15 protein-coding genes are annotated in these 19,854 nt (G+C 36.9%); 3 read left to right on the plus strand and 12 right to left on the minus strand.

What is annotated here, in order from left to right; all coding sequences use genetic code 11:
* Window positions 1-122: 122 nt before the first annotated feature.
* From OLM58_RS13200 to OLM58_RS13255, 12 genes are all read right to left on the minus strand, one after another.
* The gene (locus tag OLM58_RS13200; RefSeq protein ID WP_413614481.1) at window positions 123-1,730 is read right to left on the minus strand and encodes a glycoside hydrolase family 3 protein; all 1,608 of its coding nucleotides are present in this window, start codon (window positions 1,728-1,730) and stop codon (window positions 123-125) included.
* 8 nt (window positions 1,731-1,738) lie between these two features.
* Window positions 1,739-2,188 carry a GNAT family N-acetyltransferase gene (locus tag OLM58_RS13205; RefSeq protein WP_264529269.1) on the minus strand — a complete coding sequence of 150 codons (450 nt, stop codon included), beginning with the start codon at window positions 2,186-2,188 and terminating at the stop codon, window positions 1,739-1,741.
* A gap of 125 nt (window positions 2,189-2,313) precedes the next feature.
* A complete protein-coding gene (locus tag OLM58_RS13210) occupies window positions 2,314-3,195 on the minus strand; it encodes an XAC2610-related protein (RefSeq protein ID WP_264529270.1) in 882 nt (293 codons plus the stop codon).
* Window positions 3,196-3,230: 35 nt separating this feature from the next.
* Entirely contained in the window at window positions 3,231-3,572 is a 342-nt protein-coding gene (locus tag OLM58_RS13215) for a hypothetical protein (protein WP_264529271.1), read from the minus strand.
* A 23-nt stretch (window positions 3,573-3,595) separates the two neighbouring features.
* Complete coding sequence (locus tag OLM58_RS13220) at window positions 3,596-4,918, minus strand: MFS transporter (protein ID WP_070907088.1); 1,323 nt, start codon at window positions 4,916-4,918, stop codon at window positions 3,596-3,598.
* Complete coding sequence (locus OLM58_RS13225; RefSeq protein ID WP_264529272.1) at window positions 4,905-6,476, minus strand: glycoside hydrolase family 10 protein; 1,572 nt, start codon at window positions 6,474-6,476, stop codon at window positions 4,905-4,907. Before OLM58_RS13225 ends, OLM58_RS13220 begins: the two co-directional genes overlap by 14 nt.
* A 319-nt stretch (window positions 6,477-6,795) precedes the next feature.
* Entirely contained in the window at window positions 6,796-8,064 is a 1,269-nt protein-coding gene (locus tag OLM58_RS13230; RefSeq protein WP_264529273.1) for an acyltransferase family protein, read from the minus strand.
* A gap of 15 nt (window positions 8,065-8,079) precedes the next feature.
* Window positions 8,080-9,288, minus strand: a complete 1,209-nt coding sequence (locus tag OLM58_RS13235) for an anhydro-N-acetylmuramic acid kinase (RefSeq protein ID WP_264529274.1) — start codon at window positions 9,286-9,288, stop codon at window positions 8,080-8,082.
* Window positions 9,289-9,520: 232 nt separating this feature from the next.
* Window positions 9,521-11,026: a sodium:solute symporter gene (locus tag OLM58_RS13240; RefSeq protein WP_264529275.1), complete on the minus strand. Its 1,506-nt coding sequence runs from the start codon at window positions 11,024-11,026 to the stop codon at window positions 9,521-9,523.
* A 228-nt stretch (window positions 11,027-11,254) separates the two neighbouring features.
* The gene (gene murQ / locus OLM58_RS13245) at window positions 11,255-12,076 is read right to left on the minus strand and encodes an N-acetylmuramic acid 6-phosphate etherase (protein WP_264529276.1); all 822 of its coding nucleotides are present in this window, start codon (window positions 12,074-12,076) and stop codon (window positions 11,255-11,257) included.
* 263 nt (window positions 12,077-12,339) lie between these two features.
* Entirely contained in the window at window positions 12,340-13,617 is a 1,278-nt protein-coding gene (locus OLM58_RS13250) for a RagB/SusD family nutrient uptake outer membrane protein (RefSeq protein ID WP_264529277.1), read from the minus strand.
* A gap of 15 nt (window positions 13,618-13,632) precedes the next feature.
* Window positions 13,633-16,692 carry a SusC/RagA family TonB-linked outer membrane protein gene (locus OLM58_RS13255; RefSeq protein ID WP_264529278.1) on the minus strand — a complete coding sequence of 1,020 codons (3,060 nt, stop codon included), beginning with the start codon at window positions 16,690-16,692 and terminating at the stop codon, window positions 13,633-13,635.
* A 223-nt stretch (window positions 16,693-16,915) separates the two neighbouring features.
* Between OLM58_RS13255 and OLM58_RS13260 the strand changes: the two genes are divergently transcribed.
* The 3 genes from OLM58_RS13260 (at window position 16,916) to OLM58_RS13270 (ending at window position 19,839) form a co-directional block, all read left to right on the plus strand.
* On the plus strand, window positions 16,916-17,665 hold the full coding sequence (locus OLM58_RS13260) for a DeoR/GlpR family DNA-binding transcription regulator (protein WP_264529279.1): 750 nt from the start codon (window positions 16,916-16,918) through the stop codon (window positions 17,663-17,665).
* Window positions 17,666-17,831: 166 nt separating this feature from the next.
* A complete protein-coding gene (locus OLM58_RS13265; protein ID WP_264529280.1) occupies window positions 17,832-19,256 on the plus strand; it encodes a hypothetical protein in 1,425 nt (474 codons plus the stop codon).
* A 4-nt stretch (window positions 19,257-19,260) separates the two neighbouring features.
* Window positions 19,261-19,839: a hypothetical protein gene (locus OLM58_RS13270; protein WP_264529281.1), complete on the plus strand. Its 579-nt coding sequence runs from the start codon at window positions 19,261-19,263 to the stop codon at window positions 19,837-19,839.
* The last annotated feature ends 15 nt before the right edge of the window (window positions 19,840-19,854 follow it).

Raw genomic sequence — 19,854 nt, forward strand, 5'->3', positions numbered from 1 at the left:
GTTAAAAATTTATTTCTGGTGCAAAAGTAGGGCATAAGTGCGTATTCTTACAATAAGAAGTAATTATTAATATTTATTAGGTGATAGTTTTTGGTTATAATTTACTGTTTTGTTTTTGTAAGTTATTGGATTTCAATATTTACAGGTAGGTTTCCTTTGCAGATATTATTTTCAAGAAATTGAATTCCTGCATTTTTTTGAAATTCTTCGAAATCCTGATACACCTGAATAATTCGGGAAGCTTTAGAAAGATTCGGAATTATTGGCAAAACATAAGGATTTCCGAAAACGTAAAGGAGGCACTTTCTGGTTTGAAGAAGGTCGGAAAGTAATTCTAAAACTTCATCATCGATTTCGAAATTATTCATTGGTTTTGCTTTAGGGACAAACAAAGAAATAATAACGGTTTCGAATGGCTCGAGACTTTTTTTGATTTCTGAAATGGATGAATCTCCTGCATTCTCAAAAGCAAATTCTGCTGAATTTAGTACGGTATTTAAAGTCTGAAAAAACGGATTTTTTGTGTTTTTATATAAACTTAATTTGGCTAACTGGTTGTTTTTTTGTGCTTCAAAAACCTGTTCGATGGTGAAATTATCAATGATTTTTGTGATGGAATTTTGAGCAATTTCAAGGTTTAAAGACGAGGCTCTTTCGAAATTTAGTTCACCTGAAGTAAAGTGATTTTCAGCTAGAATTCCAACTTTTTGCTTGGCTTTGATGATTCGGTTGAAACTTTCTTCAATACGTTCCGGAGAAGCATTTTTAAGAATGGCTTCGATTCCTTCGGGTACATTTTCGGCGAAACATAAAACATCATTGCCCGCATTAAAGGCTTCCCATTCCAATTCTCCTTTGGTTTCGTATAATTTAGAAACACTATGCATGTTCAGCGCATCAGAAATGACCAGACCATCGTAACCCAGTTTTTCTCGTAAAAGTGTTTCAATAATAGGTTTTGATAAAGTTGCCGAAGTATTTTTTCCTTCATTCAAACTTGGAACTGCTAAATGCCCAATCATAATCGAATCGACATTGTGTTCAATTCCTTTAATAAAAGGGTACAGCTCGTTTTCAAGTAATTCTTCTAAGGTCTCGCTTAAAACCGGTAACCCCAGATGCGAATCGACATTGGTATTACCATGTCCGGGAAAGTGTTTCAGACAGCCTAAAATCCCAACTTCTGACATGCCTTTTAAATATTCTACAGTAAAATGGGCTACTTTTTCTTTGTTTTCACCAAAAGAGCGATAACCAATTACGGGGTTGTTCGGGTTGTTGTTGATGTCGGCCAAAGGAGATAGATTGTAATGAATTCCGGCCGCTTTTAAATCTAAACCAATTTGTTTCCCCACTTCATAAACCAGATTCGATTTATTTTCCGGTAAGGCGCCTAACGTAATCGCATACGGATACTGCGGTGTTTTTTCAATGCGCATGGCCAAGCCCCATTCTGCATCAATGCTGATTAGGAGGGGGGTAGTGGCAGCGTTTTGATAACGGACAATCAGGGCTTTTATTTTTTGATAGCTGTCGTCATTGAATTCGACTTTTTTCTTGCTTTCGTAGTTTGTTGCAGCACTGGCACGGCTGTGGAAAAAGGTTAGTCCGCCAATGTTGTGATCTTTTATTAAACGTTCGGTTTCCTGAATGTTTTCTTCGGTATCGTTTATAAAAACTGCAGGAAAAAAGAATTGTCCCACTTTTTGTCTTAATGCTTGTGCTGTCATTTTCATTATTATAAAGTCATTTTCATACAAACACTATTGTCCATTTTCTCGTAAGGAGGATAGTTTGGAATGATAGTGTAGCCTAATTTTTGGTATAAGCTGATGGCTTCCGGCTGATTTTTACCGGTTTCTAAAATCGTATAACGGTATTCAATTTCCTTAGCCCATTGTTCCAGTTCTGCCAGTACCTGAGAAGCAATTCCTCTTTTTCGGAAATCGGGGTGCACAAACATGCGTTTGATTTCGACCGTATCTTTTTCTTTTTCCCTGAAAGCACCACAACCAACTGCTATATTATTTTCATAAAAAACGACAACATGTTTGATGAGATCGGTTTTGTTAAACTGATTGTAAAAGTCATGGTCGTCTCCATCTCTGATTTTTAAATCCTGATCCAGTAAAACTACCAGGTTTCTAAAATCAGTGTCGTCAGAGTTTGTTCGTTTTAAACTAATCATGATATTAAATTTATTTTCGTTTTTGAAAAAAGGATCTTTATAATATAGTGTTTTGGCTAAAATGAAATTTATTACTCAGGATTAAAAGTTTGCATTTTCGTAAAAATGCTCTTTAAAGCTGTTTTTTATTCATAACCTTTCCCAGTAAACCAATCATAACCTTCAATTATTTTATATTCATTAGGCATTGAACTCAGTAGCACGGTTTCTTTTTTGTTATTGTTATAAGGTTTGTTTTTTGAGATAATCAATTTACCAGTTTTCTTGTCTTCTCTGTCTTTTTCATAGTAGACATATTCCAGAGTGTCAATTGTTTCGCCATTCCATTTATATTTATACATCTCAGTTTCTCCGGGATGGCCATATTGTACGCCTCTTATTATTTTTTCTTTAGGAAAGAAAGTCGGATTAATAAATTCAAAACTATTTGAAAAAGTTTTTTGGTCTTCTCTGAGTAAGTAAATATTACTGAAAGCTTTTAAGCAACATCCGGTAGCACCATACCAATTTAAAACGAAATCTTTTAATCCATCTCCATTAATATCTCTAATAGTGTCATTTCTATAAGTCATACTCCATTCTTTATGAGAGACCACCTTTTTAAATTTATTCTTAACTTTTAAATAGATGTCGATGTATACATCGTCTATTCCGTATCGGTGAATAATTAAATGAGGATGCTTTTTTGTGAAATGATTATCGAAATTTATATCCACATCAATTGCAGTATCCACTTTATATTCCTTGTGAAATTTGTTCTTGTCACTATTTTGTGTTGCAATTTTTATTGCATCTGTTAGAATCTGGTCAAATCTTAAGCTATCAATTCTATTTTGCTGTTCTAATTTTTTTCTTTTTTCTAAACGTTCTCTTTCCTTTTGTAAAAACGTTGCCGAAACCGAATCTTTTCTAACTGCGGATTTTTTTTTCTTTTCGTTTGATTGTCCGCATGAAAATAATGACAGTATGATTACTACTATTGCTAATATGTTTGGTTTTGTCTTCATACGGTTACGAAAACTTAGAAAATGACAATTTGTTCTTATTTCAGTTTGCTTTTCTTTTGTTTGGTAAGTTGTGTTTTGGTATGTAATGCTTTTTCTAGTCGGTTTTTAAAGCGGAAAAGTTTTGGTAAGCCTTCAATTCTGTCTTCGATTGTAATTTCTTCGTAAACGATTATGGCTTTTTCTAAAACTCTAATTTCATTTTCAATATTATTTTCGTTTTTGTAGATCGTTGCTAATCGATCATAAGGATGATTTCCTTTAAAGCTTTCCTTGACATTTTCCTCATATAGCTCAATTGCTTTTTCTAAATTTCCTGTTTTCTCGAACTCAGCTCCTTTTAAGTTGCGTTCGGCTTGCAAATTTTCATTGATTTCCATAGGTAAGATGTTTGATTTGGGGGTTAAACTTCTTCAGATTTTTTCCCAAAATCTTTCGGGAAAATTAAAAAACGTGATAAAATAAGACCTGGGATTGTGGCGATTACTACCCAGATAAAGAAGTTTTCATAACCTAGATATTTTTGTATAAATCCACTTAACATCCCCGGAAGCATCATTCCTAATGCCATAAAACCGGTTGCAAGCGCATAATGTGCCGTTTTTGATTCTCCTTCTGCAACATGAATTAAATACATCATAAACCCTGTGAAACCAAAACCGTATCCAAATTGTTCCAGAATAACAGTAATACAGGTATAGAGATTTAAAGGAGAGTTAATTTCGAAAAAATACAAATTGATATGAAGATGGAAAATATCTTGCGGCTGAAAATGAGCCAGTCCGATAAAACCAAGAATAGGGAGATGCATGGTCAAAAACATAGGAAACATCCATTTGGTAAGACCATGTTTTGAAAGTGCGATTCCGCCTAAAATTCCTCCAACAGTCAAAGCAAAAATCCCCAGAGTTCCATAGATTATTCCAACTGCTTCGGTATCTAATCCCATTCCGCCTAATTCCCTTCCGTCCAATAAAAAAGGGCTTAACATTTTAAGTAATTGAGATTCACCAAGTCTGAAAACAAGGATAAAAGCGAGAATTATTCCAATTTGTTTTTTCTGAAAGAAACTTATAAATATAGTTGCAAAGTTTTGATGATGCGTTTTATCTGTACTTTCTAAAGCGTTTATCTCTTCTTTTGGCGTAAAAATGAAATTGTAAAGGGTAATAAATGTCATTAATAAACCAACAATAATCATGGTATAGGACCAGGCTTTGGTATTGTCGCCATATTTATGTTCTAAATAACCGGCAAGCAAAACAATTAATCCATTTCCGGCAAGCATCGAAAGTCTGTAAAAGGTACTTCTGATTCCTAAGAAAAAAGATTGCTGCTCTTTGGGTAAAACCAATAAATAAAAACCATCACTGGCAATATCATTGGAGGCTGATGCAAAAGCAGCAACCCAGAATATGGCTAAAGTCATCATGAAAAAACCACTTGTTGGAATGGTGAATCCAACGATCAAAAAAGCAATGGAGATGAGCAATTGCATCGATAAAAACCATTTTCTCTTAGTTCCTGTCAGCTCAATAAAAGGGCTCCAAAGTGGTTTTATCACCCAAGGCAGGTATAATAAACTGGTGTAGACGCCAATATCTTCGTTTGATATTCCCAGATTTTTGTACATAATTACCGAAACAGAGATAATTATGGCATAAGGCAATCCAGATGCGAAATTTAGAAACGGAATCCAGAACCATGGTTTATTATCTGTTTTCATTTGGCTGGGCAGGGGTATAAGGTTTAAAAGGTTTTTTTAGGTCGATAGCTGCGGGCGTACTTTCATTGGCATAATAATCAATAAAGGTTACGGCGCAGGCTTTGTACTGATTTATCTTTTCGGCAGGAATGCTGAATGAAATTACTCCGTTCGCTTCGTACACGGTAATTTTATCGATAATTTTTGTAGCGTCATTAATGTCCACTTTCGAAACATGATCTCCGCCATAAATTACGATGTAGCGCACTTTTGTATTCAGCGCACTTTTGATCGTGAACGTGTATTTACTGCTGTCTTTTGAATACTCACTGAAAACCGGTGTATCGATTATAATGTGCTTTAAATTGGGTACTGCAGCCGGAAGTGCCGGGTATTTATATTGATTTTCTTCTAAAAGACGAACAATGTCAAAGTTTTTGTTCATGAACCATTTAGAACTGAAATACGCGCTTCCGCTTACTTTTTTGAAGCTTCTCGCATAATCAATCTGATTTGGAATTTCACTGGCAAAATTCCAGCTTTTGTCATTGTCTCCTCTGATTTTATAAGAGGCATGTCCGATATAAAGTGCAGTATTATTAGAGTTCTCTGACCACCATTTGACTAATTTTGAATAAGAAGCTCTTGGGTTGTTCATACTCCAATACAATTGAGGCAGGATGTAATCGATCCATTTTTGGTCCATCCATAGAACAGGATCTGCGTACAAATCGTCGTAATTGGACGTGGACTGGGTTTCAGAACCCTTTGGATCCTGAGATTTATTGCGCCATACCCCAAACGGACTGATTCCGAATTGTACCCATGGTTTACTGGTTTTGATCATGGTCGAAATCGTGTGTACAAAGTTGCTCACATTTGCACGACGCCAATCACCAAGACTTAAGCCGGCTCCGTATTTTTTGTAGGAAGCGGTATCGTTAAAGGTTTTTCCGGGAACAGTATAAGGATAAAAATAATCGTCAAAATGAATGGCGTCGATATCGTATTTGTCGACTACTTCTTTTACCACTTTGGTTAGATGTTCCTGAACCTCAGGTAATGCGGGATCGTAATATATTTTTCCGGCGTATTCAATCATCCATTCCGGATGTTTAAAAATGTCGTGATCGGGACTTAACTGTTGTTTGTTCAGGTCGAAAGTAGCGCGATAAGGATTCAGCCAGGCATGAAATTCAAACCCTCTTTTATGGGCTTCCTCTATCATCCAGGCCAAGGTATCGTAATACGGATTGGGTGCCTGTCCTTCTTTCCCTGTCAGGAAACGGGACCATGGTGCGAGTTCAGTTGGATATAAAGCATCTCCAACGCTTCGAATCTGAACTATTACGGCGTTGTAGTTTAATTTTTTATAAGCTTCTAAAATCTCAAGATAGTCCGCTTTTTCTTTTTCTACGCTGTCTTTAGCCGTTTTAGGCCAGTCGATGTTGACCACAGTTGCAATCCAGACCCCTCTAAATTCGTTTTTAGGGTAAAGTGTTTTTTCCTGTGCGTCGGATTTCCATCCGAAGAAAAATAAAAATAGAATAGAGAATAATAGTTGCTGATTTTTATGCATTTCAATCTTTTTTAACAGAAACCAAAAATAGTTTTTTTAGATGAGTATAAGAAATTATAATTTTAGAATAGTAATTAAGGGGAATGCTTAATTGTTTAATCGTTTATTTGTTTAATTGCGGGTCAATTTGATTGTTCATGGTTTATCGTTTATAGTTTGCAAATCAAAATCAAAAGCGTCAGTCTGGAGCGGAGTCAAAATTGTCTGTCTGAGCGGAGTTGAAGACAGACAATTTTGATTCTGCTCAGCTGGACATTAGTTTTAACTTTGTAAATCAACAATCGTTAATCAAAAAAACTAAATCTTAAATCAATAGGATTTATACCTTAAAAATGAGCCTTTTTTTGTAAAAATATCCTAAAACACAACTCCATAATAGTACATACAGTACAGAATAGGTAAGGGACGATAACAATTGATTTTCAAAAAGAGGACTGATCCAGTACTGGTATGCATAGTCTCTAACGTTTATAGTCTCGGAAATATTTTGAGGATTCTGAATTTTAATCATCGCAAGTGCACGAGGCAGTATGCCGGAAACAAAAAATACAATCATTGGATTTACGCCCCAGCTGAGTAAAAAGGTTGTCCATTTTTTGTGATTGAGTATATCTACTACATAATAGATCAGAGTGAGGAGAATTAAACCAATCCCGGCAGTTAATAAAACATACGAGCTGCTCCAAAGTGCTTTATTTATAGGGAAAAATAGAGACCACAGTAATCCTGAGATAATCAGCGCAACACTAAGGATTCCCATTTTTTTTGCAATTTCGGTTTTAGTTACGGGTTTTAGAAGCAATTGTCCTATTAGTAGTCCGATCAATCCGTTTGCTATAGTGGGTACGGTGCTTAAAATGCCTTCCGGATCCCAGGTTTTCGTAGCGATGTACATGTGATCTTTGAGTAAAATACTATCGAGCCATGACGCTAAATTGGTACCCGGTTCCAGATTTGCGGGACCAATTCCGGGAACCGGAACCAGTGTCATGATCGCCCAATAGCCCAATAAAATAAGAACACTCAGAATGATTTGGGTTTTTACGTTTGTTTTTAAATAGACGAGTGAAACCAGCAGATAAACAACTCCGATGCGCTGTAGTACACCGGGAAGTCTGACATCGCTGAAATTTTCGTGTCCGCCATAAGCTAAAGCGAGAAAAATAATGAAAAGACCAACGGCTAAAATGGTTTTAATTTTAAGGTTGAAGTTTCCAATTAAAGCATATCCAACTAAAGCGGTGAGAATTAAACGTACGAGAAGAAGCGGAAATCCGTCAAGTCCCAGAAAATAAATACTGTTGAAAAAATACAGAAAAAATCCAAGGCAAATGATGCGCAGGGAACGGGTGATTATTTTTAAGATGTTTTCGGGTTTGTCCTGTTTAATGGGCATGGCCAAAGGAATTGCGATTCCGACAACAAGTATAAAAAACGGAAAAACGAGATCGGCTAAGGTACAGCCGTTCCATTTTGCGTGATCGAGAATGGGGAAAACATAATCCCAGCTTCCCGGATTGTTTACAACGGTCATTAATAAGACGGTAAGGCCTCTTAAAACATCAACTGAAATGATACGATCTTTCATTTTTTGGTCTATTATTTAATCAGGTAACGAGATTTTTCCCATGGTTACGGATGGAATTCCTTTGTGTGAACCAAAATTAAAATTTTCCCCAGCTATAGTTTCATTAGCCAAAATAGCAAACAAAACGGCTTCTTTGGCATCGCCTGAAATGCCCAGTTCATCTGTTTTGTGAAAATCGCAAGGCAACAACTCTTTGAGCCATTGCACCAGTAAAGGATTGTGCATGCCACCGCCGGACAGGTAAATTTTGAAATCTTCCAGTTTATCGGCGGAGCTGTTTACAGCATAATGAATGGCTTCGGCAATCGTTTCGGCACTAAAACGGGTTAAAGTGGCCAGTAAATTGGGAGCAGAAATGTTTTCAGAGAAACTTCTGGCCAAAGCTGCTTTTACGTATTCGGCACTAAAAAGTTCGGGGCCGATTGTTTTTGGGAATTCCTGACGGAAAAAAGCATCGTCTTTTAAATGATCGAGCAATAACTGATTTACAGTTCCTTTTCGGGCTATTTCAGCATCTTTGTCGTAACTTTTTTCAGGGTAATACTGTTTCGTAAAAAGATCGATCAGTGTATTTCCGGTTCCGGTATCGGTTACGAAAGTTTCTTCGGGATTTAATGAAGCGGGTAAGAAGGTAAAATTAGCAATACCGCCCATATTGAGCATGATGCGATTTTCGCCCTTTTTTCCAAATAAAAAATAATCCCCGTAAACAGCTAACGGAGCGCCTTCGCCACCTGCTGCAATGTGTTTTTGCCTGAAATCTGAAAGAGTAATGATGCCTGTTTTTACGGCTATGTGGTCGCCATCGCCAATTTGTAAAGTGGCGTTTGGAAATTTTTCCTGCTGGTGTAAAAACTTAGGAGCGTGCAAAACCGTTTGTCCGTGTGAAGCAATCAAATCGATTTGGGTGGCAGGAATATTTCGTTTTTTGAGAAAATTATTGATCATTTCGGCATGAAGCAAACCAATCCATTCGTTGAGCATCACCAAATGCTGAAAATCAATTTCTTTCTTCGCAAAAACTTTACGGATTTCGATTTTAATTTCTTCCGAATAATCTATGGTTTCAAATTGAGCGATTCTGACAGCAGTACTCTGACCTGAACCTGAAATTTCGCATAAGGCAATATCAAGCCCGTCAAGGGAAGTACCCGACATTAGTCCGATAATGCTGCGGGTTTCTTTTTGAGCAATTTGGTACAGTGCATTTATATTTTTATTCATGAAAATTAAATTTTATGAAGACGATTTTGAATTATAAAAGTGCAAAAAAAATAAGTTGTTGGATATAATTTATCTTAACGCATAGATTTGTTTTCCGTCACGAATTCACGAATTTTTGCTTTATAATAATTCGTGAATTCGTGGCGAAATTTTTTATTCACGAATCATATGTAAAAGATGTATCATTTATTTGTTAACGGGTTAAAATTAGAGTATTTTGGCATTAATCGGCTTAAAAGTATATTTTTTCGTCGGTTTTTTTACTGGTAAAATAAAGGCCTGTATAGGTAATCAGTGCATTTATAAGGATCAATTCATTGTCAAAGACATAACCGAAAAGGGCTTTCGAATTTTCGCTTAGTACATAAGTTAAAATAGGAGCTACGATACAAAACCAAGGTACCAGTTTGTCGGTTACAATTCGGTTTTTCTGAAGTAATCCAAAAGCATACAAGCCCAGCAGCGGCCCATAAGTATAGGAAGCTGCTTTGAAAACTAAAGCCACAACTGAACTGTCATTAAAAGAATTCAGAACTATAATGACCAAAAAGAACAGGAACGAAAAGGAGAGGTGTACTAGATGTCTTCGTTTTATATTTTTAGGATTTGAAATGTTTTCGCTTTTGTCCATTCCCAGAAAGTCAACGCAAAATGAAGTGGTCAGGGCCGTTAAAGCAGAGTCGGTTGTAGCAAAAGTGGCTGCAATGATTCCTAACAAAAATACCAGAGCGGGAACAGTTGCCAAATGATTCAGTGCAATCTCTGGAAAAAGAAGATCCGTTCTGGGTTTGTTGGTTACTAAATCCAGGGGTACGGAAATGTTGTTTTTTGCAGCATACATATACAGTAAAGCCCCAAGACTTAAAAAAAGAAGACTGATCGTAACAAAAATAACGGTAAAAGTGTACATGTTTTTTTGCGCTTCTTTAATGTTTTTGCAACTGATGTTTTTTTGCATTAAATCCTGATCCAAACCCACCATTGCAATCATGATCAATAACCCTCCTAAAAATTGCTTGGCAAAATGATATTTATTGGTTAGGAAATCATCAAAGAAAAAAGTTTTAGAATAATTACTGTTTCGAATTGCTGAAACCGATTCGAAAACGGTTAAGCCTAAACTGTTTAACACAAAATATATGGTGATAAAAACAGAGGACACCAAAAAGAAAGTCTGTAAAGTGTCTGTGATAATAATAGCTTTTAAGCCGCTTCGGTAAGTATATAAAAAAACAAAGGTCAGACCTAAAAATACGGTGAGCGGAAACGGAATGTGATAGTAGTCAAAAACATAACGCTGTAGTACCAGAATAACTAAATAAAAGCGTAAAGCAGAACCGATGGTACGACTTACCAGAAAAATAGAGGCGGCCGTTTTGTAACTGTTGGCTCCCATTCTTTTTTCGATATAGCTGTATATCGAGGTAAGGTTCATTCTGTAATACAAAGGGAGCAGTACTTTTGCAATAATGATAAGCCCTACGGCCTGTCCCAATATAAACTGGAAGTATTTGAACTGCTCTCCGTTTGGTGATCCCACCTCACCCGGAACGGAGATAAACGTTAGTCCGGACAGCGAAGTGCCAATCATTCCAAAAGCTACTAAATACCATTTGGAGTTTTTATTGGCTTTGAAAAACGAATCGTTGTCTTGTCCTTTTTTGCTGATGATTTGAGAAATCAGTAATAGTATGCCAAAATATACGATGATGAAGATTAAGATGGTGCTTGAAGACATTTTGGTTTTGGATTAGTGATGAGATTATTTTTTAATTTGTATGATGTGCTTGACAAAAGGTTAATTAAACATAATATTGTCATTTCGACCGAAGGGAGAAATCACACACGAAACTCCACATAGAAAGTCGTCAATCTTTGTCGAATTACTAGTGTGATTTACTTCGTCTGTTCGCTATCGCTCGAGTCTCGTTCTTCGAAATGACAGTTACTTTGCGGGAAACGGGCTTTATTTCTTAGCGTTGTTTGCCTGTAACACGGCTCTGACGCTTTTGTGTTTTTCCAACAGTTCGGCAGCCTGATCGTGTTCAATTTGAAGCTCTTCTACTATCATTTTAATGGCTCTTTTTACTAATTTTTCGTTAGACAATTGCATGTCGACCATTTTGTTGCCTTTGATTCTTCCCAATTTGATCATAACCGAAGTTGAAATCATATTTAGAGTTAGTTTTTGTGCTGTTCCGGCTTTCATGCGGGTACTTCCGGTTAGGAATTCGGGGCCAACCACCACTTCGATCGGATAATCGGCGACTTCGGCAATCAGTCCTTTACTGATACAGGAAATACTTCCGGTTTTAATATTGTTTTCTTTGGCTTTTTGGAGTCCGCCCAATACATACGGAGTGTTTCCGGAAGCGGCTATTCCGATAACAAAATCCAGACTAGAGATCTGATGTTTCGATAAATCTTTCCAGGCCTGCTCGGTATCGTCTTCGGCATTTTCTACGGCTTTTCGAATGGCGGTATCGCCTCCTGCAATAATTCCGATAATCATATCATGGGATACTCCAAAAGTAGGAGGGCATTCAGAAGCATCTAAAATTCCAATACGCCCTGAAGTTCCGGCACCAATATAAAATAATCGTCCGCCCAACTGCATTTTTTTTACGATGGCTTTGACCAGTTTTTCAATTTTCGGAATTTGCTTTTCAACAATATGAGGTACCTTTTGATCTTCTGTATTCATGTTGATCAGCAGTTCTTTGGTGCTCATCTGATCCAGATTTTTATAAAGGGATTCTTGTTCGGTTTCGGGAATTTTATTTTTCATAATACATAGCTGTAGTATTGTTTAATCGTTTATTTGTTTAACCGTTAAGCTGTTTATTGTTTATGGTTTATTGTTTATGGTTTATGGTTTGTTGTTTGTTGTTTGTTGTTTGGAAAGCAAAAAATAATAATCAGAGAATGTCAGTCTTCGACTTCGCTCAGACTGACAGACTCAATTTATAAATCAAAAAATAATAATCACAGAATGTCATTCTGATCAGAGTTAAAATTGTCAGTCTGAGCGAAGTCGAAGACCGACAATTTTTAAATAGCCGGATCAGCAGGGGTATTGGTATTGTTGTTTCGTTCAGAATCCGGATAAGGGTACCAGTTACGGTTTCTTTCGGCTCCGGCTGTTCCTGCTGCCGGACGGTCAAATCTTCTGCTGTCTTCCAGTTTTAGGCTCGACATGTACATTTCGATACAGCGGTTGCGGTAAATTTCGGTTAAGATAGCCGGTTTGGTTACAGCTCCTGCATATGGCGGAAGATTAGCACCAATGCCATAAGTATCTGCTCCGGCTGTTTTAGTTAAAACCTTATTGAGCTCGATAAGTGCTTGCGGTAAATTGTCTTTTCGGGCATAACTTTCGGCTTTAATCAGGATCATCTCACCCGGTAAATACAGTGGAATCGATTTGGTATTCGAATCAAAGAATCCTGTGGCAACAGTTGGGTTTGAACCCGGTTTGATGTAAAAATTCAGCCTTCCGTCTGAGTTTGAAGGAGCTAAAGCAGCAGGTAATCCCAAAGTCAGATCAACAGGCTGAAAAACATTGTTGGTTGTAATTGAGATATAAGCAATCGGGTTGGCACTAATCTGGTCAAAAGCAAAAACCGATTTTACCGAGAGGTCAACCATACCGGCATAGGTAATGGCGTTGTCGTAATCTCCGGTCATCAGATACGTTCTGGCTAATAAAGCATAAACGGTATTTTTGTAATTGATGCTAGTAACCAAACCCGTTACTCCGGTAGCTTTGTCCAGCAATGGTTCTGCTTGTTTTAAAATTTTGATGGCTTCGGCCAATACATCAGCTCTGGAATCAAAAGTGGCATTTTTAGCTGTTTTTAACGGTACGCTTTGAAAATACTGAACAAGAGTGGTAAGCGCCATTGCCTTAAAAATAGAGGCGTGAACCAAAATGCTTGCTTTTTCGGTATCTGAAGTTAATACGCCAACATTATCGATTACTTTTTGCGATTCAGATTTAATTACAAGGCATTGTGACCACAGATTGTTTACGACCTGATTTTTGGTCGAAAGTACGCCGCCACCCACAGAAAGTTCACCTTCGTCGACATTTCCGGCGTTTAGTAATCGCAGTTCTTTTGTGGTAAATCCGTTTCCGGTAATGGTATTGTAAACGGGGCTTGTTCGGTCAACGCTCCAAAGAAGCTGTAGTCCGTTGGCAGCACCAATAACTCCCTCTCGGGTTCCAAAAACTAATTCCTGAGAGGGCTTGGTAGGGTCTAGATAATCTTCGTTACAGCTTGTTAAAAGCATTGTAAGGGCTACTATAGGGATGAATATTTTTTTCATGATGTTTTAATTTGGTTAGAATTGAACTTTTACCGCCAAGGAATAAGAACTTGGAATTGGCACCGTTCCAAAATTGTATTTCGCAACAGAAGACTGTCCGCCCGAGTTGGTTTCCGGATCGAAACTGGTAAAATTATCCCAGGAGATCAGGTTTCTTCCACTGGCTGTAACAGTCAGATCGTCAAAGAATTTGTTTAATTTTCCGAAAGAATAATTAAGTGAAACTTCTCTTAATTTCAGGTAACTTCCGTCTACCACTCTAAATTCTTCCACATTGTAAACAGACCAAATGTATCCACGAGGTAACTCTCCATTAAGCTCCTGAGTCACAATTTTTCCTGATCCTACCCCTTGTCTGGTTCTGTAATCGGCATCAAAAACATCTACGCCCTGAACGCCGTCAAACAATACCGAAAGACCAAATTTTTTGTAATTCAAATTCGCTCCGAAAGCGATGATATAATCCGGGTTTGGATTCCCGATTTGTTTGTTCAAAATGGTTCCGGTTGGTTGTCCTGAAGCATCCCTTTGTGGTGCTCCGGTATTGACATCTCCTTTTTCAGTTTGTGGATATCCGCTTGGAGTTAACAATAAACTACCATCAGGATTTCGGGCAAAATAAGTTCCGTAGAATATTCCGATAGGTTTGTCCATCTCTACAAAAACAGGAGCTCCTGCTAAGTTACTGTCCAGTTTGAAACGGGTTTGTGGTAATCCTGTCACTTTGTTTCTGTTACTGCTGTAGTTCACAAATACATCAAGGTGGAGGTTTTCTTTTTTGATCAAATCGTATTTCAAATTGATTTCGAACCCTTTGTTGTTCATTTGTCCGATGTTTTTAATCGTATTCGTTGCGCCTTCAGAAGCCGCCAACTGAACCGGCAATAATAAATCATCAATATCAGCATTGTAATAGCTGAAAGATAAATTCAGACGGTCTTTGATGAAACCGAAATCACCTCCAATTTCATACGTAACACTTTGTTCCGGTCTTAAATCTAAATTTCCTTGCTTGAATCCTTCGATCGTAAAAGCACTGTTTCCTAAAAGCGTTCCCGTAGAATAATTGGTAAAACGTGCATAAGGTTTAATCGCGGTTAAACTTCCTGATTTTCCCCATGAAGCTCTAAAACGTACAGAACTTACGGCATCGTGAATGTTTTGCATGAAGGGTTCATCTGAAAACACATAACTCACACTCGCTTTTGGATAAAACTGAGAGCGGTTGGCGCTCGAAAAGATAGTCGAAGCATCCTGTCTTCCGGCAACTGTAAGGTATAATTTGTCTTTGTAGCCAACGGTTTCCTGAAGGTAATACCCCCATAAATTATATTTGGACTGACTGGAACTTGGCGAACCCGGAATCAAAGTATTAAAAGCATTGATGGTTTCGATAAACGGTTTTAAGTTACGTCCTTCAACTGCTGCAAAATTATCGCGATACGTCTGCACATTGTAACCTCCGTAAGTAGTAGCTTTCCATTTGTCGTTAATGTTCCAAAGGTATCTTAAGTTCAAATCGTTGTTGAATTGTACCACTCTGTTGGTCGCTTCAGAAACGTAACCGTCATTGTAGTAAGCCGGATTCACGACATACGGATATCTTGGAATGAAGACATTTCCTCTCTGATTGTAGTTGTCAATACCAAAAATCAAATCGGCATTGAAATTTTTAAACGGTGTGTAGTTCAATTGCAAATCAGAAATAATACGGTCTGTATTTTGTTTGATTTTGAAAGTTTCGATAATCGAAAGCGGATTCACCCTGTTGGGATCAACAGCTAGCAGATTGCCATTTACGTCTCTTTGATTGATGTCGTAGATATTATTGGTAATGTTGATCGCATTAATCGGACTCCAGAAGACGTTTCCATCCGGTTTTTCATTCGAACTGGAGTTTACATAATTTAATCCCACCGTGGCGGATAGTTTTGAGTTGAAGTCATGTTTCAATCTCACTTTAGCACCGGCTCTTTTAAAATCGGTATTTTTTATAATTCCTTCGTTTACCAGATAACCAAGAGAAGCAAAGTATTTCGTTTTCTCGTCTCCACCCTGTAGGGAGAAATAAGTATCGGTTCCAACACCGGTATTGAAAATATCATCCTGATAGTCGTGTCGCTGTACGTTAGTCGTTCTCGTTTCAAGGTTTCGGCCTAAAACCGTTACTGTGGTTGGGCTTGCAGGATTTCCCTGAATTGGGAACAGGGCAGGTGAAGTACTTACGAACTGCTTGTCAGACATATTCATATCCAGTTTTTTGCGAATTTGGTTAGAAGTCACGCTGGTTGAAAATGTATATCTTGTTTCGCCGGCAACACCTTTTTTAGTCGTAATCAAAACCACACCGTTGGCCGCTCTCGATCCGTAAATGGCTGCGGCAGCACCTCCGTTTAAGACTTCAACGCTTTGAATATCGTTAGGGTTAATGTCCGCAGATCTGTTCTGACCAATTTGCATGTTAGAGTTTCCGGTAGTCACGTTTAGGTTGGTTACGTTGGTAGTGGCGTTGTTTAAGACCACACCATCAATAACATATAAAGGATCTGAAGAACCTAATATCGAAGAAGTTCCTCTCAGTTTGATGCTGAAGCCTCCCGCAGGATCACCCGAGTTTTGAGAAACCTGAGCACCGGCAATTTTTCCCTGCAGCGCCGTAGAAAGACCTCCGGGCTGTGCTTTAACTAAATCTTCTCCTTTTAAACTGGTTACGGCATTCCCGAGTTCTTTACGGGTGGCACGTACGGTGGAACCCAGTACAACCACTTCAGAAAGAGCGTTTGTTTCTTCGGTCATTTTTAGGTTGATTGTAGTCGTGTTTGCTGAGACCTTGATTTTCTTCGAAGCAAATCCTACAAAACTAAAAACGAGTGTTTCGTTTTCATTTGCAGTGATGCTGAATTTTCCGTCCAGATCAGTTGTAGTGCTTTTAGAAGTACCCTCAATCAAAACGGATACTCCCGGTAGAGAAAGTCCGTCGGTAGTACTGGTAATGGTACCGGTTACGGTTTTTGACTGCGCAAAAATGGGCTGCGCAAACAAAATAATTCCAAATAAAAAGAATAGTTTTTTCATTTTTAAAATATTTGTTTGGTTAGAGATTCTAAATATAGGAATTAATTTTAATAAATGCGATTTAATGCAAACTTTTTATAAAATTTGTTATAAAACGCATAATAATGCAGTTTTTGTTTTAATTTTTAGCGTTATAACGCTTGTGTAGGATAATTTGTAAATTATAGCAGGTAAATAGTGCATAATAACGCATTATAATTTATATTTGTTCAAAAAAGTTAAAATGCTTAAGAAAGAAAGGCATCAGTTTATCCTGGATAAATTTAAGGATGTCGAAAAAATACATACGATCGATCTTGCCGCAGAGCTCAGCATCTCTGAGGATACCATACGCAGAGATTTTAATGAGTTGCACAATAAAGGATTGATCAATAAGGTATACGGTGCTGCTTTTCCGGTAAAGGAAAAATCCAATAACGTTTTTGATATCCATATAATCAATGAAGACAAAAAGAGAATAGTAGGGCAGAAAGCCTTATCGTTTTTAAATGAAGGTCAGGTGATTATCATGACGGGAGGAACCACTAATTTGTCTTTTTGCAAACTCATTCCAATCGATTTTTCGGCTACCATATATACGTATAGTCTTCCGATAGCCATGCAATTGTCTCAGCATCCCAATATCGAACTGATTTTTATTGGTGGAAAACTGCAGAAAAAAGCCATGGTAACTGTGGGCATCGACGTGGTTCAGGTGTTGTCTAAAATCAAAGCCGATGTTTGCTTCTTGGGGGTGAGTAGTTTAGATGTCAATCAAGGACTTACCGAAATGGGTTACGAAGTTTCAATCATCAAAAAAGAAATGATTAAAGCTTCCGATAAGGTAATTGTGCTCGCGACGTCTGATAAAATTAATGGTAAAATGCCACATCAGGTCTGTGGTCTCGATAAAGTAGATGCTATCGTGACTGATCTCAATTCTAAAAGTACCAAAATCAAAGGTTTTATAGAAGCAGGAGTACGGATGGTTTAATGGAATTGCGTTTTTGTGCGGGATTTTGTTTGAAATAAGAATCCAAAATATATGTTAATGAGAAGTTTTTTTAGATGACAAATCTTTCAAATATTTAATATTTGTAGGTTTTTTCTTTTTTAAATAGTAGGTTTGTTTTTTAACTATAAACCAAGAGTATATAAAAATGAAAAGTCATGTAAAAATAATAATGCTATTTTGTACCTCATTATTGATGTTTAATTGTCAGAACGAAGAGAATTCGTCAGATCAGTTGCAAAATGAGATTGAGACGGTACCTATTGATGAGGCAAGAAGTTTTCTGATGCATTCAAAAAATAGTTCTTCATCAAAATCCGTAAATAGAGAATTAGAGAACCTCGAATTCGATAAAATTACACAAGAAAAAATAATGGGTAGCGATCAGTTGTTGACTGTAATTCCTTTTGCAACTAATAATGATGTTGAAAATAATAGAATTTTGCTGTTGAAAATTGATAACGATATTGAAAGTGTCGTTTTTAGTATGTATGCGGATGAGCATTCTGTAAAAGGAAGTTTTTCTGGAGAGTTGTTTGTTTATTCTTTAGCAGGTGATTTTATTAATGGATTCAGAGCTAAGGATGGAATTATTGTAAGTCGATTTGTTGAAACGAATATCGAGAATGGAAAAACATCTAAATCAACAGGAAGAGCCATACAATTAAAAGAAGTTGTTGTACGTGGCAAAACGGTACATGCTTTAGATATGTTTGGAAGTACCGGAGGTATGTATGGAGATGGTCTTTTTGGTGGAGGAATAGGTAACTCCGGTGGCGGTGGATATTCCTGGGATGCTGGCGGCGGTATTTCAGCGCCTACGTCAGAGGAAATTGCAACAGCGTTAGAAAAGCAAATCAATGGTTCTCAGTTGGATCCATGTACAAAAGCAGTTTTAGAAAAACTTAAAAATTTGAAACAAGGTGATATTGCCAATATGATTGCTCGTTTTGCTCCGGCTGGGTCTATTTTTAATATAAATATGTCCATTGGACAAGTGCAAAACAATGATCCTAGTACTTGGGCACAAACGACTTCTGTTTCAGGTTCGAATACTGATATTAATATGATTTTTAATCAGGATTATATTAATGGTAAAGATAATCCAACTCGTCCTACCGATTTATCGGTGGCCGCAACAATGGCACATGAGGTTATTCATGCTTATTTAATTAGTCTGTTGAATGAAAATAAAACTCTGGGAGCTTCAGTAATTTATGACTTTCCAACTGTATATGAGGCTTATGTGCAGCAGCAAATCATAAAAAATCCTAATATACTCCCTGATGCACACCATGAATTAATTGCAGAAAAGTATATTGATGCTATAGCGGCAACCATACAGGAATTTCATACAGGGCAACCTGTTAATTCAAATTTCCCGTATCAAGTTTATCGAGATATGGCTTGGGGAGGTCTTCAAGACACATATATATTTAATAAAAACTTTCCAAATGATCCTACTCATATAAACTATAAAGAAAGAGAAAGAATTTTTGCCAGAATAAATACAGAAAAAAAAGGAGAGAAATATGGTATTAATTTACCTATCGGAACACCTTGCAAAAAATAAAAAGATGAAACAAGTAAAAAAAATATTAGGAACAATTCCTTTTTTCTTTTTGTCATGTGTCAGTGCACAATACATTGATAATTATGAGCCTATCAATGTCTTTTTAGAAACTCAAAAAATAGATAAAAATAAAAAATACATTTTACAGGCGGATAAAGAACCCAATGCTATAGCATTACGAATTTTTAATGGTGGTGAGGGAGTAGAACATATTGTAACTCAAACAGATTATACAGATGGTTTGTTTGTAGAAAGACATTGGAAAAAAATCTATAACACTTATGTAAATGATACAATTAAAAAATATTGGAAGAAAGAGAATTTTCCAAAGTATGATTTTATATTAGAAAAAGGTCGAGGGTTATTAATGAAATCTGCCTTTCTTGATAAGTATGTCAATAATTTAAATTATGAGATTATATTAATTTCTGAACCAATGTACTATATGGATCAAGAATACATCATGTTTTATTTTAATGTTTTAAATTTTGGACATAGTCAAAAGCCTCGAACTGTGATTATGAAAAAGGAAAAAGATAAATGGGTTGTTGTTCGAGTTATTGGAGATTATATTTACTATTAAATAGAATACCCTCTC

The organism is Flavobacterium sp. N502540 (assembly GCF_025947365.1).
Classification (GTDB): Bacteria; Bacteroidota; Bacteroidia; order Flavobacteriales; family Flavobacteriaceae; genus Flavobacterium.